This is a genomic window from Duganella sp. AC917, from assembly GCF_979258245.1.
The window spans coordinates 5,697,303-5,711,595 of the sequence record NZ_OZ409848.1; the positions used below are offsets into that span (position 1 = coordinate 5,697,303).

General features: G+C 56.7%; 28 protein-coding genes. All 28 read left to right on the plus strand.

Annotation, left to right across the window (positions count from 1 at the left end):
• Window positions 1-121 precede the first annotated feature (121 nt).
• The 28 genes from rplC to rplQ all read left to right on the plus strand — a co-directional run bounded on the left by rplC (window position 122) and on the right by rplQ (window position 14,286).
• Complete coding sequence (rplC, locus tag ACZ0BA_RS24920) at window positions 122-778, plus strand: 50S ribosomal protein L3 (RefSeq protein ID WP_090325842.1); 657 nt, start codon at window positions 122-124, stop codon at window positions 776-778.
• Window positions 779-781: 3 nt separating this feature from the next.
• Window positions 782-1,402 carry a 50S ribosomal protein L4 gene (rplD, locus tag ACZ0BA_RS24925; RefSeq protein ID WP_090325845.1) on the plus strand — a complete coding sequence of 207 codons (621 nt, stop codon included), beginning with the start codon at window positions 782-784 and terminating at the stop codon, window positions 1,400-1,402.
• Complete coding sequence (gene rplW / locus ACZ0BA_RS24930; RefSeq protein WP_090325850.1) at window positions 1,399-1,713, plus strand: 50S ribosomal protein L23; 315 nt, start codon at window positions 1,399-1,401, stop codon at window positions 1,711-1,713. The genes rplD and rplW overlap by 4 nt, the downstream gene beginning before the upstream one ends.
• Window positions 1,713-2,540, plus strand: a complete 828-nt coding sequence (gene rplB / locus ACZ0BA_RS24935) for a 50S ribosomal protein L2 (protein ID WP_463453817.1) — start codon at window positions 1,713-1,715, stop codon at window positions 2,538-2,540. Before rplW ends, rplB begins: the two co-directional genes overlap by 1 nt.
• Before the next feature lie 10 nt (window positions 2,541-2,550).
• Window positions 2,551-2,826: a 30S ribosomal protein S19 gene (gene rpsS / locus ACZ0BA_RS24940; protein ID WP_008444295.1), complete on the plus strand. Its 276-nt coding sequence runs from the start codon at window positions 2,551-2,553 to the stop codon at window positions 2,824-2,826.
• On the plus strand, window positions 2,823-3,155 hold the full coding sequence (rplV, locus tag ACZ0BA_RS24945; protein WP_173595008.1) for a 50S ribosomal protein L22: 333 nt from the start codon (window positions 2,823-2,825) through the stop codon (window positions 3,153-3,155). The genes rpsS and rplV overlap by 4 nt, the downstream gene beginning before the upstream one ends.
• Window positions 3,156-3,166: 11 nt before the next feature.
• Window positions 3,167-3,985: a 30S ribosomal protein S3 gene (rpsC, locus tag ACZ0BA_RS24950; protein ID WP_463453818.1), complete on the plus strand. Its 819-nt coding sequence runs from the start codon at window positions 3,167-3,169 to the stop codon at window positions 3,983-3,985.
• 2 nt (window positions 3,986-3,987) lie between these two features.
• Window positions 3,988-4,407, plus strand: coding sequence for a 50S ribosomal protein L16 (gene rplP, locus ACZ0BA_RS24955; protein ID WP_020704376.1), 420 nt, complete (start codon window positions 3,988-3,990; stop codon window positions 4,405-4,407).
• A gap of 12 nt (window positions 4,408-4,419) precedes the next feature.
• Entirely contained in the window at window positions 4,420-4,611 is a 192-nt protein-coding gene (rpmC, locus tag ACZ0BA_RS24960) for a 50S ribosomal protein L29 (RefSeq protein WP_090325867.1), read from the plus strand.
• Window positions 4,608-4,880, plus strand: coding sequence for a 30S ribosomal protein S17 (gene rpsQ / locus ACZ0BA_RS24965; protein WP_090325872.1), 273 nt, complete (start codon window positions 4,608-4,610; stop codon window positions 4,878-4,880). The genes rpmC and rpsQ overlap by 4 nt, the downstream gene beginning before the upstream one ends.
• A 268-nt stretch (window positions 4,881-5,148) precedes the next feature.
• Window positions 5,149-5,517, plus strand: a complete 369-nt coding sequence (gene rplN, locus ACZ0BA_RS24970) for a 50S ribosomal protein L14 (RefSeq protein ID WP_008444317.1) — start codon at window positions 5,149-5,151, stop codon at window positions 5,515-5,517.
• 9 nt (window positions 5,518-5,526) lie between these two features.
• Entirely contained in the window at window positions 5,527-5,841 is a 315-nt protein-coding gene (gene rplX, locus ACZ0BA_RS24975) for a 50S ribosomal protein L24 (RefSeq protein ID WP_209723690.1), read from the plus strand.
• Window positions 5,842-5,847: 6 nt separating this feature from the next.
• Complete coding sequence (gene rplE, locus ACZ0BA_RS24980) at window positions 5,848-6,387, plus strand: 50S ribosomal protein L5 (RefSeq protein ID WP_090325878.1); 540 nt, start codon at window positions 5,848-5,850, stop codon at window positions 6,385-6,387.
• Window positions 6,388-6,394: 7 nt separating this feature from the next.
• Window positions 6,395-6,700 (plus strand): 30S ribosomal protein S14, encoded by a 306-nt coding sequence (gene rpsN, locus ACZ0BA_RS24985; protein WP_463453819.1) that lies wholly within the window; start codon window positions 6,395-6,397, stop codon window positions 6,698-6,700.
• A gap of 14 nt (window positions 6,701-6,714) precedes the next feature.
• Window positions 6,715-7,110, plus strand: coding sequence for a 30S ribosomal protein S8 (gene rpsH / locus ACZ0BA_RS24990; protein ID WP_008444325.1), 396 nt, complete (start codon window positions 6,715-6,717; stop codon window positions 7,108-7,110).
• 10 nt (window positions 7,111-7,120) lie between these two features.
• Complete coding sequence (rplF, locus tag ACZ0BA_RS24995; RefSeq protein WP_090325882.1) at window positions 7,121-7,654, plus strand: 50S ribosomal protein L6; 534 nt, start codon at window positions 7,121-7,123, stop codon at window positions 7,652-7,654.
• Window positions 7,655-7,667: 13 nt separating this feature from the next.
• Window positions 7,668-8,030, plus strand: coding sequence for a 50S ribosomal protein L18 (gene rplR / locus ACZ0BA_RS25000; RefSeq protein WP_020704378.1), 363 nt, complete (start codon window positions 7,668-7,670; stop codon window positions 8,028-8,030).
• Window positions 8,031-8,039: 9 nt separating this feature from the next.
• Entirely contained in the window at window positions 8,040-8,558 is a 519-nt protein-coding gene (gene rpsE / locus ACZ0BA_RS25005; protein ID WP_026334874.1) for a 30S ribosomal protein S5, read from the plus strand.
• A gap of 10 nt (window positions 8,559-8,568) precedes the next feature.
• Window positions 8,569-8,751 (plus strand): 50S ribosomal protein L30, encoded by a 183-nt coding sequence (gene rpmD / locus ACZ0BA_RS25010; RefSeq protein WP_090325890.1) that lies wholly within the window; start codon window positions 8,569-8,571, stop codon window positions 8,749-8,751.
• Between the two features lie 27 nt (window positions 8,752-8,778).
• A complete protein-coding gene (rplO, locus tag ACZ0BA_RS25015) occupies window positions 8,779-9,210 on the plus strand; it encodes a 50S ribosomal protein L15 (protein WP_090325894.1) in 432 nt (143 codons plus the stop codon).
• A gap of 32 nt (window positions 9,211-9,242) precedes the next feature.
• Window positions 9,243-10,577, plus strand: a complete 1,335-nt coding sequence (secY, locus tag ACZ0BA_RS25020) for a preprotein translocase subunit SecY (protein WP_463453820.1) — start codon at window positions 9,243-9,245, stop codon at window positions 10,575-10,577.
• An 18-nt stretch (window positions 10,578-10,595) separates the two neighbouring features.
• A complete protein-coding gene (gene infA, locus ACZ0BA_RS25025) occupies window positions 10,596-10,814 on the plus strand; it encodes a translation initiation factor IF-1 (protein ID WP_005663428.1) in 219 nt (72 codons plus the stop codon).
• Between the two features lie 20 nt (window positions 10,815-10,834).
• Entirely contained in the window at window positions 10,835-10,948 is a 114-nt protein-coding gene (gene rpmJ, locus ACZ0BA_RS25030; RefSeq protein ID WP_005663407.1) for a 50S ribosomal protein L36, read from the plus strand.
• Window positions 10,949-10,975: 27 nt separating this feature from the next.
• Window positions 10,976-11,341, plus strand: coding sequence for a 30S ribosomal protein S13 (rpsM, locus tag ACZ0BA_RS25035; protein ID WP_019923475.1), 366 nt, complete (start codon window positions 10,976-10,978; stop codon window positions 11,339-11,341).
• A 14-nt stretch (window positions 11,342-11,355) separates the two neighbouring features.
• Window positions 11,356-11,760 (plus strand): 30S ribosomal protein S11, encoded by a 405-nt coding sequence (rpsK, locus tag ACZ0BA_RS25040; RefSeq protein WP_008444339.1) that lies wholly within the window; start codon window positions 11,356-11,358, stop codon window positions 11,758-11,760.
• A 235-nt stretch (window positions 11,761-11,995) separates the two neighbouring features.
• Window positions 11,996-12,619: a 30S ribosomal protein S4 gene (rpsD, locus tag ACZ0BA_RS25045; protein ID WP_363503864.1), complete on the plus strand. Its 624-nt coding sequence runs from the start codon at window positions 11,996-11,998 to the stop codon at window positions 12,617-12,619.
• Between the two features lie 109 nt (window positions 12,620-12,728).
• The gene (locus ACZ0BA_RS25050) at window positions 12,729-13,706 is read left to right on the plus strand and encodes a DNA-directed RNA polymerase subunit alpha (RefSeq protein ID WP_008444343.1); all 978 of its coding nucleotides are present in this window, start codon (window positions 12,729-12,731) and stop codon (window positions 13,704-13,706) included.
• A gap of 181 nt (window positions 13,707-13,887) precedes the next feature.
• Window positions 13,888-14,286, plus strand: coding sequence for a 50S ribosomal protein L17 (gene rplQ, locus ACZ0BA_RS25055; RefSeq protein WP_090325907.1), 399 nt, complete (start codon window positions 13,888-13,890; stop codon window positions 14,284-14,286).
• Window positions 14,287-14,293 lie beyond the last annotated feature (7 nt).

The following is a 14,293-nucleotide window of genomic DNA, read 5'->3' on the forward strand; positions in this document are numbered from 1 at the left end:
GTCAAGCCCCTTTTCACGCTACACTAGCCGGCTTCGGTATGGATTCGACCTTTTATTGGTCCGTACTAATTTTGTAGTTCAACATATCCCCGCCCAATCGTAGGTGGGAATTGGAGAAAAAATGAGCCTTGGCCTTCTCGGTCGCAAGGTTGGTATGATGCGTATCTTCACGGATGAAGGGGACTCGATCCCGGTCACCGTGTTGGATGTATCGAACAACCGTGTTGCGCAAATCAAAACTCCTGAAACTGATGGTTACTCCGCAGTTCAGGTCGCATTCGGTCAACGTCGCGCTTCCCGCGTAACGAAGGCTGTTGCTGGTCACCACGCTAAAGCTGGTGTTGAAGCCGGTACTCTGTTGAAAGAGTTCCGCGTCGACGCCACCAAGGCAGCAGAATTGAAAGCCGGCGATGTCGTTGCCGCTTCGCTGTTCGAAGTCGGTCAAAAGATCGACGTTCAAGGTGTCACGATCGGTAAAGGCTATGCCGGTACCATCAAGCGTCACCACTTTGCTTCGGGCCGTGCCACCCACGGTAACTCGCGTTCGCACAACGTTCCAGGCTCCATCGGTATGGCGCAGGATCCAGGCCGCGTGTTCCCAGGTAAGCGCATGACCGGTCACCTCGGTGACGTCACCCGCACCGTGCAGAACCTCGAAATCGCCCGTATCGACGCCGACCGTCAGCTGCTGCTGGTCAAAGGCGCGATTCCTGGCGCGAAAAATGGCCAGGTCGTCGTATCGCCTGCTGTCAAAGTTAAAGCAAAGAAGGGAGCTTAAACGATGGAACTCAAGCTCTTGAACGCTCAAGGTCAAGCCGCCTCTAACGTAGCTGCCGCCGACACCATTTTCGGCCGCGACTACAACGAAGCCCTGATCCACCAGATCGTCGTTGCTTACCAAGCCAATGCTCGCAGCGGCAACCGTAAACAAAAAGACCGTGAAGAAGTCCACCACACGACCAAAAAGCCATGGCGCCAAAAAGGCACCGGCCGCGCTCGCGCTGGTATGTCGTCGTCGCCACTGTGGCGCGGCGGTGGTCGCATCTTCCCGAACTCGCCTGACGAGAACTTCACCCACAAAGTGAACAAGAAGATGTACCGCGCAGGTATCTGCTCGATTCTGTCCCAGCTGGCCCGCGAAGAGCGCCTGGTTGTGGTCGAAGATTTCGCGATCGAAGCGCCAAAAACCAAGCTGCTGTCGCAAAAGCTGACCGGCATGGGCTTTGACTCGGTACTGATCATCACCGATGTCGCCAACGAAAACCTGGAACTGGCTTCGCGCAATCTGCCGAACGTTCTGGTCGTTGAGCCACGTCACGCAGATCCAATGTCGCTGGTGTTCTACAAGAAAATTGTAGTGACCAAGGCCGCATTGGCCAAGATTGAGGAGATGCTGGCATGAGCGCATTGAAATTTAGCGAAGAGCGCCTGATGAAGGTGCTCGTGGCTCCGGTCATTTCCGAGAAGGCCACCATGGTCGCGGAAAAGAACGAACAGATCGTTTTCCGTGTCACCACGGACGCGACCAAGCCAGAAATCAAGGCCGCCGTTGAACTGCTGTTCAAGGTCGAAGTGGAATCGGTGCAGACCGTCAACCGCGAAGGTAAGCAGAAGCGTTCCGGTGCCCACACCGGCCGCCGCAACCATACCAAGCGTGCTTTCGTGTGCCTGAAGCCTGGCCAGGAAATCAATTTCTCCGAGGAGGCTAAATAATGGCACTCGTTAAGATGAAGCCAACCTCGCCAGGCCGTCGCGGCATGGTGAAGGTTGTGAACCCGGACCTGTACAAAGGTCGTCCGTTCGCAGCCCTGGTTGAGAAAAAATCGAAGACCGCCGGCCGTAACAACAACGGCCACATCACCACCCGTCACATCGGTGGTGGTCACAAGCAACACTATCGCCTGATCGACTTCAAGCGCCAGAAAGACGCGATTCCAGCGAAAGTGGAACGGATCGAATACGATCCTAACCGCACCGCCAACATCGCCCTGCTGTGCTACGCCGACGGCGAGCGCCAGTACATCATCGCCACCAAGGGCATGAGCGTCGGCGACACCGTCATGAACGGCTCGGAAGCGCCGATCAAGTCGGGTAACTGCCTGCCGATCCGCAACATCCCGGTCGGTACCGTCATGCACTGCGTCGAAATGCTGCCAGGTAAGGGTGCCCAGATGGCCCGTTCCGCCGGCGCCGGCGTCGTTCTGATGGCCCGTGACGGCACCTACGCCCAGGTTCGCCTGCGTTCGGGTGAAGTACGTCGCGTGCACATCGAGTGCCGTGCAACCGTGGGTGAAGTCGGCAATGCCGAACACAGCCTGCGTAAAATCGGTAAGGCCGGTGCGATGCGCTGGCGCGGTGTTCGTCCTACCGTTCGCGGTGTGGTCATGAACCCGGTCGATCACCCGCACGGTGGTGGTGAAGGTAAAACCGCAGCTGGTCGTCATCCAGTGTCGCCTTGGGGCCAACAGACGAAGGGTAAGAAGACCCGCAGCAACAAGCGCACTTCTTCCATGATCGTCTCGCGCCGCGGCAAGAAATAAGGGGTAGCACATGACTCGTTCATTGAAAAAAGGGCCGTTCTGTGACGCCCACCTGGTGAAAAAAGTCGAAGCGGCGCAAGCGGCCAAAGACAAAAAGCCAATCAAAACCTGGTCCCGTCGTTCGACCATCATGCCTGACTTCATCGGCCTGACGATCGCCGTCCACAATGGCAAGCTGCACGTGCCGGTGTACGTCTCCGAGAACATGGTCGGTCACAAGCTCGGTGAATTCGCGCTGACCCGCACGTTCAAGGGCCATGCCGCTGACAAGAAGGCGAAGAAATAATGGAAACCAAAGCAATCCTCAAGGGTGTGCGCTTGTCGGATCAGAAAGGTCGCCTCGTGGCCGACCAGATCCGCGGCAAGAAAGTTGACGCAGCACTCAACATTCTGCAATTCAGCCCGAAAAAGGGCGCGACCATCATCAAGAAAGTGCTGGAGTCGGCTATCGCCAACGCCGAGCACAACGATGGCGCCGACATCGACGAGCTGTTCGTCAAAGTCATCTACGTCGAAAAGGGTCCGATCCTCAAGCGCTTCACCGCACGCGCTAAGGGCCGGGGTGATCGCATCTCGAAGCAATCGTGTCACATTTACGTGACCGTCGGCAACTAAGGAGCTATAGCATGGGTCAAAAAATCCACCCAACCGGCTTCCGCCTGTCGGTTACCCGTAACTGGGCCTCGCGTTGGTATGCTGGCAACAGCAACTTCGCTTCGATGCTGAACGAAGACTTGAAGGCGCGCGCCTACCTGAAGACCAAGCTGAAGAACGCTTCGGTCGGCCGCATCGTCATCGAGCGTCCAGCCAAGAACGCGCGCTTCACGATCTACAGCTCGCGTCCGGGCGTGGTCATTGGTAAAAAAGGCGAAGACATCGAAGTACTGAAGTCGGCGCTGACCAAGATCATGGGCGTGCCTGTCCACGTGAACATCGAAGAAATCCGCAAGCCGGAAATCGACTCGCAGCTGATCGCCGATTCGATCGCCCAGCAGCTGGAAAAGCGCATCATGTTCCGTCGCGCGATGAAACGCGCCATGCAAAACGCCATGCGTCTGGGTGCCCTGGGCATCAAGATCATGTCGTCGGGTCGTCTGAACGGTATCGAAATCGCTCGTAAAGAGTGGTACCGCGAAGGTCGTGTGCCACTGCACACCCTGCGCGCCGACATCGACTACGGCACCAGCGAAGCGGCAACCACCTACGGCATCATCGGTGTCAAGGTGTGGGTCTACAAGGGCGACCGCGCGCCAAACGGCGACGCACCAGTCATCGATACCCCGCCGGACGAGAAAAAGCCACGTGGCCCACGTCGTGACGACGGCAAACCAGCTGGCCGTCCGCGTCCAGCCGGCGCCGGCGCCGGTGCTAAACCAGCCGCCCCAGGCGCAGCGCGCGTTCGTAGCGCCGCCGCCGCCAAGCCGGCCGAGAAAGCAGGAGAATAATCATGCTGCAACCAGCACGCAGGAAGTATCGTAAAGAGCAGAAAGGCCGTAACACCGGCATTTCGCATGGCACCGGCACTTCGGTGTCGTTCGGTGAATTCGGTCTGAAAGCCGTTGCCCGTGGTCGTATCACGGCACGCCAGATCGAAGCCGCTCGTCGCGCCATGACCCGTCACATCAAACGTGGCGGCCGTATCTGGATCCGCATCTTCCCGGACAAGCCGATTTCGAACAAGCCAGCCGAAGTTCGTATGGGTAACGGTAAGGGTAATCCAGAGTACTACGTCGCTGAAATCCGTCCGGGCAAAGTCCTGTACGAAATGGACGGCGTGGATGAAGTACTGGCGCGCGAAGCATTCCGCCTGGCCGCTGCCAAACTGCCGCTGGCGACCACCTTCGTGGTCCGCCAAGTCGGCCAATAACAGGAGTGAAATATGAAAGCATCTGAACTCCGCGGCAAAGACCAGGTAGCTCTGCAAAAAGAGCTGACTGACCTGTTGAAGGCCCAGTTCGGCCTGCGCATGCAAATCGCGACGCAGCAGCTGAGCAACACTTCGCAGCTCAAGAAGGTACGTCGCGACATCGCACGTGTAAAAACGGTAATGAACACCAAGGAAGCCAAATGACCGAAACAGTGAACAAGCCGCTCAAGCGCACGCTGGTCGGTAAAGTGGTGTCCGACAAAATGGACAAAACCGTTACCGTTCTGATCGAACGTCACGTCAAGCATCCTTTGTACGGCAAGATCATCATGCGCTCGAACAAGTATCACGCGCATGACGAGACCAACCAGGTGAAAACCGGTGACACGGTGGAAATCGTGGAAGGTCGTCCGATCTCCAAAACGAAGGCATGGACCGTGACGCGCGTGGTGCAAGCCGCGCAAATCGTTTAATTGAAATTGCCGCCTCCGGTCTTCACGGGCCGGGGGCGGTGTTTTTAATTAGTTCTTGCAAGCCCGCGAGTTGTGTTATATACTTGCGGGCTTCGTTCATGTAACGCCGCAAAGTGTCTGGCCACAGACGCAGAACCGTGCGGTCGGTCGCAGTACGAAGGTCAAGCACCCAAACATCACGCCCTGCATGGGCGCGCTGGCGGGACCAAGACTGACCGCAGGTCCGCATTGTGTGGATTCTTCGGCTTAAGTTGGGAAAGAGAATACTATGATTCAAACTGAAAGCCGGCTCGAAGTGGCCGACAATACCGGTGCCAAAGAAGTAATGTGCATCAAGGTATTGGGCGGTTCCAAGCGCCGTTATGCTGGCATTGGCGATGTGATCAAAGTGACTGTCAAAGTCGCCGCGCCACGTGGCCGTGTCAAAAAAGGTGAAATTTATAACGCCGTGGTTGTGCGCACCGCTAAAGGTGTTCGCCGCCAAGACGGTTCCCTGGTGAAGTTCGACGGCAATGCCGCCGTTCTGTTGAACGCCAAGCTGGAACCGATCGGTACCCGTATTTTTGGACCAGTGACGCGCGAGCTGCGCACTGAAAAGTTCATGAAGATCGTGTCCCTGGCACCGGAAGTCCTGTAAGGAGTCGTAATGGATAAGATTCGTAAAAACGACGAAGTCATCGTTCTGACCGGGAAAGACAAGGGCAAACGTGGCGTCGTTTCGCGTCGTGTAGATGCGGAGCATGTCGTGGTTGAAGGCGTCAACGTCGCTAAAAAAGCGACCAAGCCTAACCCAATGACTGGCGTACAAGGTGGTATCGTCGACAAGACTATGCCGATTCACGTGTCCAACGTTGCATTGTTCAATGCAGCTAGTGGCAAGGCAGACCGTGTCGGTTTCAAAGAAGTGGATGGCAAAAAAGTCCGCGTCTTCAAATCGTCCGGCGAAGTAGTGAAGGCTTAAGAAATCATGGCACGTCTCCAAGAATTCTATAAAGATAAAGTCGTCGCCGACCTGACCGCGAAATTCGGTTACAAGTCGGTGATGGAAGTTCCACGCCTGACCAAGATCACCCTGAACATGGGTGTTGGTGAGGCCATCGCGGACAAGAAAGTCCTCGAACACGCCGTCGGCGACCTGACCAAGATCGCTGGCCAAAAGCCAGTGACGACCAAGTCGCGCAAAGCTATCGCGGGTTTCAAAATCCGTGAAGGCTACCCGATCGGTACCATGGTCACCCTGCGTGGCGCTCGCATGTACGAGTTCCTCGATCGTTTCATTACCGTGGCCCTGCCGCGCGTGCGCGATTTCCGTGGTGTCAATGGTCGTTCGTTCGACGGCCGCGGCAACTATAACATCGGTGTTAAAGAGCAGATCATCTTCCCTGAGATCGAGTACGACAAGATCGATGCGCTGCGTGGTATGAACATTTCGATCACCACCACCGCCAAGACCGACGACGAAGCGAAAGCTCTGCTCGCCGCCTTTAAATTCCCGTTCAGGAACTAAGAAGATCATGGCAAAACTCGCACTGATTAACCGTGAGCAAAAACGCGTCGACCTGGCAAACAAGTTTGCCCCGAAACGCGCCGCGCTGAAGGCCATCATTAACGACCAGTCGAAGTCGGAAGAAGAACGTTACGAAGCGCGTCTGAAATTGCAGACGCTGCCACGTAACTCGGCACCGACCCGCCAGCGTAACCGCTGCGCCATCACCGGTCGTCCACGTGGCACTTTCCGTAAGTTCGGTCTGGGCCGTATCAAGCTCCGTGAATTCGCCATGCGTGGTGAGATTCCGGGTATGACTAAAGCAAGCTGGTAATAGGAGAATATGCAATGAGTATGAGCGATCCTATCGCCGATATGCTGACCCGCATTCGTAACGCCCAGGGCGTGCAAAAAACGACCGTGGCCATGCCATCGTCGAAAGTCAAAATTGCGATTGCCAACGTCCTCAAGGACGAGGGTTACATTGAAGATTTCGCTGTTGCCGAAGCTGGTGGCAAAGCGGAACTGAAAATCGGTTTGAAGTATTATGTTGGCCGTCCCGTCATCGAGCGCCTTGAGCGCGTGTCCCGTCCGGGCCTGCGCGTCTACAAGGGCAAGGACGAGATCCCTACTGTGATGAATGGCTTGGGTGTGGCGATCGTGTCGACTCCGCAAGGCGTCATGACGGACCGCAAAGCACGCGCTACCGGTGTCGGCGGCGAAGTTATTTGCTACGTCGCATAAGGAGTTAGACATGTCTCGTGTAGCTAAAATGCCAATCGCTGTGCCAGCTGGCGCTGATGTCGCCATCTCCGCACAGGCGATCACTGTCAAGGGCCCGCTGGGCGTCTTGACCCAGGTCCTCAACGGCCAGGTCAAAGTGGAAAACAAAGAAGGAACCCTCAATTTCGTCCCGGCCGATGACAGCCGCGAAGCCAATGCCATGTCCGGCACGCTGCGCGCCCTGGTCAACAACATGGTCACCGGCGTCACCAAGGGTTTCGAGAAAAAGCTGAACCTGGTCGGTGTGGGTTACAAGGCGCAAGCGCAAGGCGACAAGCTCAATCTGTCGCTGGGCTTCTCGCACCCTGTCGTGCACTCGATGCCAGCCGGCGTCACCTGCGCTACCGCAACGCCAACGGAGATCATCATCAAAGGGATCGACCGTCAGCAAGTGGGCCAAGTGGCTGCTGAAGTTCGCGCTTACCGCTCCCCAGAGCCTTATAAAGGCAAGGGTGTTCGCTATGCGGACGAAGTGGTTAAGATCAAAGAAACCAAGAAGAAGTAACTAGGGGCTGACGATGGACAAGAAAGAATCACGTCTGCGCCGCGGACGCCAAACCCGGATCAAGATCGCGCAACAGAAAGTGAACCGCCTGTCGGTACACCGCACTAACCTGCATATCTACGCGAACCTGATCTCGCCGGATGCCAAAATTCTGGTATCGGCCTCCACGGCAGAAGTCGAAGTGCGCAACGAACTGGCTGGCAAATCGGGCAAGGGCGGCAACGCTGCCGCTGCCGCGATCGTCGGCAAGCGCGTCGCAGAAAAAGCACTGAAAGCAGGGATTACCGAAGTCGCGTTCGACCGCTCCGGTTTCCGTTACCACGGCCGTGTGAAGGCGCTGGCAGAAGCCGCGCGTGAAGCCGGTCTGAAGTTCTAAGGAACGATCATGGCAAAAATGCAAGCAAAAATGGCAAGCGACAAGCCGGATGACGGCATGCGCGAAAAAATGATCGCGATCAACCGCGTGACCAAAGTGGTCAAGGGTGGTCGTATCATGGGTTTCGCCGCGCTGACCGTGGTTGGTGACGGCGATGGCCGCATCGGCATGGGCAAGGGCAAGTCGAAGGAAGTCCCGGTTGGTGTGCAGAAGGCAATGGAAGAAGCCCGTCGCAACCTGATCAAGGTCAACCTGAAAAACGGCACCCTGCAGCACACCGTTACCGGCCGTCACGGCGCATCGAAAGTGATGATGTCGCCTGCGAAACCAGGTACCGGCGTTATCGCTGGCGGCGCAATGCGCGCGATCTTCGAAGTAATGGGCGTGACCGACGTCGTGGCGAAATCCACCGGCTCGAGCAACCCGTACAACCTGGTCCGTGCAACGCTGGATGGTCTGGCAAAAATGAGTACTCCTGCTGAAATTGCTGCGAAACGCGGCAAGTCGGTAGAAGAAATCCTGGGCTAAGGTGAACGTTATGACAACCAAAACCGTCAAAGTACAATTGGTCAAGGGCTTGATCGGCACGCGTGAAGACCACCGTGCCACCGTCCGCGGTCTGGGCCTGCGTCGTGTCAACTCGGTCTCCGAGCTGCAAGACACCCCATCCGTGCGCGGCATGATCAACAAAGTATCGTACCTCGTTAAAGTAGTTGCGTAAGCCCCCGGGCTTACAAACGGAGAAATCATGGAACTGAATACCATTCAACCAGCCGATGGCGCCAAGCACTACAAGCGTCGCGTCGGCCGCGGTATCGGCTCCGGTCTGGGTAAAACCTCGGGCCGTGGTCACAAGGGTCAAAAATCGCGTTCGGGCGGCTTCCACAAAGTCGGTTTCGAAGGCGGTCAGATGCCTCTGCAACGCCGTCTGCCTAAGCGCGGTTTCAAGTCGCTCAACGCCACCTTCAAAGCTGAAGTGCGCCTGTCCGACCTGAACAACCTGCCGGTCGGCGACGTCGACATCCTGGTGCTCAAGCAAGCCGGTGTTCTGGCTGTGCTGGCCCGCGACGTGCGCGTCATTCTGTCCGGCGAGATCACCAAAGCGGTGAACCTCAAAGGCCTGAAAGTGACCGCTGGCGCGAAAGCGGCCATCGAAGCAGCCGGCGGCTCGGTAGCCTGAGTTGACCGCTAACAGCTTGATCGGAGCGAAAATTGGCGACTAATCCACAATTGGCTAAAAGTGCGGCAGCCGGGTTCCCTTGGAACCGGCTCTGGTTCTTGCTTGGTGCATTGGTGGTTTATCGTATCGGCGCTCACATCCCGGTTCCCGGGATCGATCCGGTACAATTGGCCGCGCTGTTCAAGTCGCAAGAGGGCGGCATCCTGGGCATGTTGAACATGTTCAGCGGTGGCGCTCTGGCGCGCTTCACAGTCTTTGCGCTGGGTATCACGCCTTACATCTCGGCCTCGATCATCATGCAACTGGTGTCGATCGTGTCGCCGCAGATGGAAGCGCTGAAGAAAGAAGGCGAATCGGGCCGTCGCAAGATCACCCAGTACACCCGGTATTTCACGGTCGTGCTGGCGCTGTTCCAGGCGTTGTCGATTGCCGTGGCATTGGAGTCCCAGCCTGGTCTGGTGCTCGATCCCGGCTACGGATTCCGCTTCGTGACGGTCGTCACCTTGTTGACCGGCACCATGTTCGTGATGTGGCTCGGCGAGCAGATCACCGAGCGCGGTCTGGGCAACGGGATCTCGATCATCATCTTCGCCGGTATCGCGGCCGGGTTGCCGACTGCGCTGGGCGGTTTGGGCGCATCGGTGAGCAACGGGTCGATCGGCGCGTTCTCGGCAATCATCATCATGATACTGGTGGTGGCGGTGACGTTCTTCGTGGTGTTTGTCGAACGTGGCCAGCGCAAGATTCTGGTGAACTACGCCAAGCGCCAGGTGGGTAACAAGATTTACGGTGGACAAACGTCGCACCTGCCATTGAAGTTGAACATGGCCGGCGTGATCCCACCGATTTTCGCTTCGTCGATTATCTTGTTCCCGGCAACGATCGTGGGCTGGTTCACGCAGGGCGCCGATACGGCCAACCCTGTCGTCCGGTTCCTGAAAGATTTGGCAGCATCGATGGGGCCAGGCGAGCCCATCCACGCACTGTTGTATGCCATTGCGATCGTGTTTTTCTGTTTCTTCTATACGGCGCTGGTCTTCAACAGCAAGGAAACAGCGGATAACTTGAAGAAAAGCGGGGCCTTTGTGCCAGGGATACGTCCCGGTGAGCAGACTGCCCGTTACATCGACAAGATCCTGACACGTTTGACACTGGCTGGCGCCATCTACATCACTTTGGTGTGTTTGTTGCCGGAATTCATGCAAGCCGAGTGGAAGGTACCGTTCTATTTTGGGGGTACTTCTCTGTTGATTATTGTGGTTGTGACCATGGATTTCATGGCCCAGGTACAAAACTACGTGATGTCGCAGCAATATGAATCGCTGCTGCGCAAAGCAAATTTCAAAGGCGGAATTCCGACGCGATAAGCGCGGTAAACATACCGAATGGCAAAAGACGACGTCATACAGATGCAGGGCGAGATTCTTGAAAATCTCCCCAATGCAACATTTCGAGTAAAGCTGGAAAACGGACACGTGGTGCTCGGGCATATTTCGGGTAAAATGCGGATGAACTATATCCGCATTCTTCCTGGCGACAAGGTGACGGTCGAACTGACACCTTACGATCTGAGCCGAGCACGCATTGTGTTCCGGACCAAGTAACTAACCAAAGAGAGAGCAAAATGAAAGTTAACGCCTCAGTCAAGCGGATCTGCCGCAACTGCAAGATCATCAAGCGCAAGGGCGTCGTTCGCGTAATCTGCGTCGAACCGCGTCACAAGCAGCGTCAAGGTTAATAACCGTTATTTATCGAGGAATAACGAATGGCACGTATTGCAGGGGTTAATATCCCAAATCATCAGCACACCGTTATCGGCCTGACGGCCATCTACGGTGTAGGCCGCCCACGCGCAAAGTTCATCTGCGCCGCGACGGGTATTGCGACCGATAAAAAGGTCAAGGATCTGGACGACAGCGAGCTGGAAAAGCTGCGCGATGAAGTAGCTAAATTCATCGTCGAAGGCGATCTGCGCCGCGAACTGTCCATGAACATCAAGCGTTTGATGGATCTGGGTTGCTACCGCGGTATGCGTCACCGTAAGGGCCTGCCGGTCCGCGGTCAGCGTACCCGCACCAATGCACGTACCCGCAAGGGCCCGCGCAAAGCCGCTCAATCGCTCAAGAAATAATCTAGGGAAATCACATGGCTAAGCAACAAAGCAGCGCAGCAGCAGCGCGCGTACGCAAGAAGGTCAAGAAGAACGTCGCCGAAGGTATCGCGCACGTTCACGCTTCCTTCAACAACACCATCATCACCATCACCGACCGTCAGGGCAATGCGCTGTCGTGGGCGACCTCCGGTGGTGCTGGCTTCAAGGGTTCGCGTAAATCGACCCCGTTCGCAGCGCAGGTTGCGGCTGAAGCGGCTGGTAAAGTCGCTGTTGAATGCGGCGTGAAGAACCTGGAAGTGCGTATCAAGGGCCCAGGTCCTGGTCGTGAATCCGCAGTGCGCGCACTGAACAACCTGGGCATCAAGATCACCGAGATCCAGGACGTTACCCCAGTGCCACACAACGGCTGCCGTCCTCCAAAACGTCGTCGTATCTAATCGCGCGGTCGGCGGCGAAGTTCGCTTCGCCACCTTCCGGCTGTTAGAAATCGCTGGAGCAGAAAGCCGGAAACGGTTATACTGCCCGGCTGTTGTCGCCTGTCGAAGACATTCGGCGGGTTATTCGTATTTAAGCCACCGTCTGGCCCACCCTGAGGATCAGACTAGCGCCTAACCGCATCGCGGCTCATGCCGACTGTGGCTGGGGCGTTATTATTTATAAAAAGGAAGCATCGTGGCACGTTATATCGGACCTAAAGCAAAACTCTCCCGCCGTGAAGGTACTGACCTGTTCCTGAAGAGCGCACGTCGCTCGCTCGACAGCAAGTGCAAACTGGACGTCAAACCAGGCCAGCACGGCGTCAAGTCGGGTGCCCGCACCTCGGACTACGGCAACCAACTGCGCGAAAAGCAAAAAGTCAAGCGTATGTACGGCGTGCTGGAACGTCAGTTCCGTCGCTACTTCGCTGAAGCGGACCGTCGCAAGGGTAACACCGGCGAAACCCTGCTCAAGCTGCTGGAAACCCGCCTGGACAACGTTGCATACCGCATGGGCTTCGGCTCGACCCGCGCTGAAGCGCGTCAGCTGGTATCGCACAAAGCGTTCACCGTGAACGGCCAAGTGGTCAACATCGCTTCGTACGCGGTCAAGATCGGCGACGTCGTTGCCGTGCGCGAAAAGTCGAAGAAGCAAGTGCGTATCGTTGAAGCGCTGTCGCTGGCTGAACAAGTCGGCATGCCAAGCTGGGTGTCGGTCGATGCCAAGAAAATGGAAGGCACCTTCAAGTCCCTGCCGGAGCGTAACGAGATCGCCAACGACGTCAACGAATCGCTGATCGTCGAACTGTACTCGCGTTAATCGTAGTTCGTAGCAAACATCCCGCCCACTCAATTGAGAGTGGGCGTTTTCACTAATGCCATCAGCCTTATCGGCCTAACGCGCCGAGGGTATTGAAAAGGACATTTACATGCAAAACAGTCTGTTGAAGCCACGTATTATCGATGTAGAGGCGCTCGGCGCCGGCCACGCTAAAGTAGTGATGGAGCCGTTCGAACGCGGCTATGGCCATACATTGGGTAACGCGTTGCGTCGCGTACTGCTGTCGTCGATGGTCGGCTACGCGCCAACCGAAGTGACGATCGCAGGCGTTGTACACGAATACTCGTCGCTCGACGGCGTGCAGGAAGACGTCGTTGACCTGCTGCTGAACCTGAAGGGCGTGGTCTTTAAAGTCCACAACCGTGACTCCGTCACCCTGACCCTGAAAAAGGAAGGCGAAGGCGCCATCCTGGCCTCGGACATCGATCTGCCACACGACGTGGAACTGATCAACCCGGACCACGTGATCGCCCACCTGACCGCCGGCGGCAAACTGGACATGCAGATCAAGGTTGAAAAAGGCCGCGGCTATGTGCCGGGCAACGTTCGCCGCCTGTCCGAAGACACCAACAAAACCATCGGCCGCATCATTCTGGATGCGTCGTTCTCGCCGGTGCGCCGCGTTTCCTACTTCGTCGAGTCCGCTCGCGTGGAACAGCGTACCGACCTGGACAAGCTGATCATCAACATCGAAACCAACGGCGTCATCTCGCCGGAAGAAGCGATCCGTCAATCGGCACGCGTCCTGGTTGACCAGTTGAATGTGTTCGCCGCCCTGGAAGGCACCGAAGCCGCCGCCGAAGCACCATCGCGCGCGCCGCTGGTCGATCCGATCCTGCTGCGTCCAGTGGACGATCTGGAACTGACCGTGCGTTCGGCCAACTGCCTGAAAGCGGAAAACATCTACTACATCGGCGACCTGATCCAGCGTTCGGAAAACGAACTGCTCAAGACGCCAAACCTGGGCCGCAAGTCCCTGAACGAAATCAAGGAAGTTCTGGCTTCCCGTGGCCTGACCCTGGGCATGAAGCTGGAAAACTGGCCGCCTGCCGGGCTGGAGAAGTAACAACTTGGTGACGGTGCTGGACATCGCGCAGCGATGTTCTGCCCCGTTACCAACTGACTAAAATTTTGCATCACCCGCCCGGCACATGTTGTGCCGGGCGTTATCCCTAGAACCGGTCCGCGCCCACCGTCACACGTGAGCGATCGAAGAACTCGGATTTAAACACCTGAAAGGAAGTACCATGCGTCACCGTCACGGCCTCCGTAAACTGAATCGTACCTCGTCCCACCGTCTGGCAATGCTGCGCAACATGACCGTTTCCCTGCTGCGTCATGAAGCCATCAAAACCACGCTGCCAAAAGCGAAAGAACTGCGTCGCGTGATCGAGCCGATCCTGACCTTGGGCAAGACCGACACCCTGGCAAACAAGCGTCTGGCATTCTCCCGTCTGCGCGATCGTGAAATGGTTCTGAAGCTGTTCGCAGAACTGGGCCCACGTTACGCAAACCGCAACGGCGGCTACCTGCGCATCCTGAAAATGGGTTTCCGTGTTGGCGACAACGCTCCAATGGCTTACGTTGAGCTGATGGACCGTCCAGAAGTCACCGACATCGACGCCGCACCAACCGCTGAAGAGTAATCTTCGC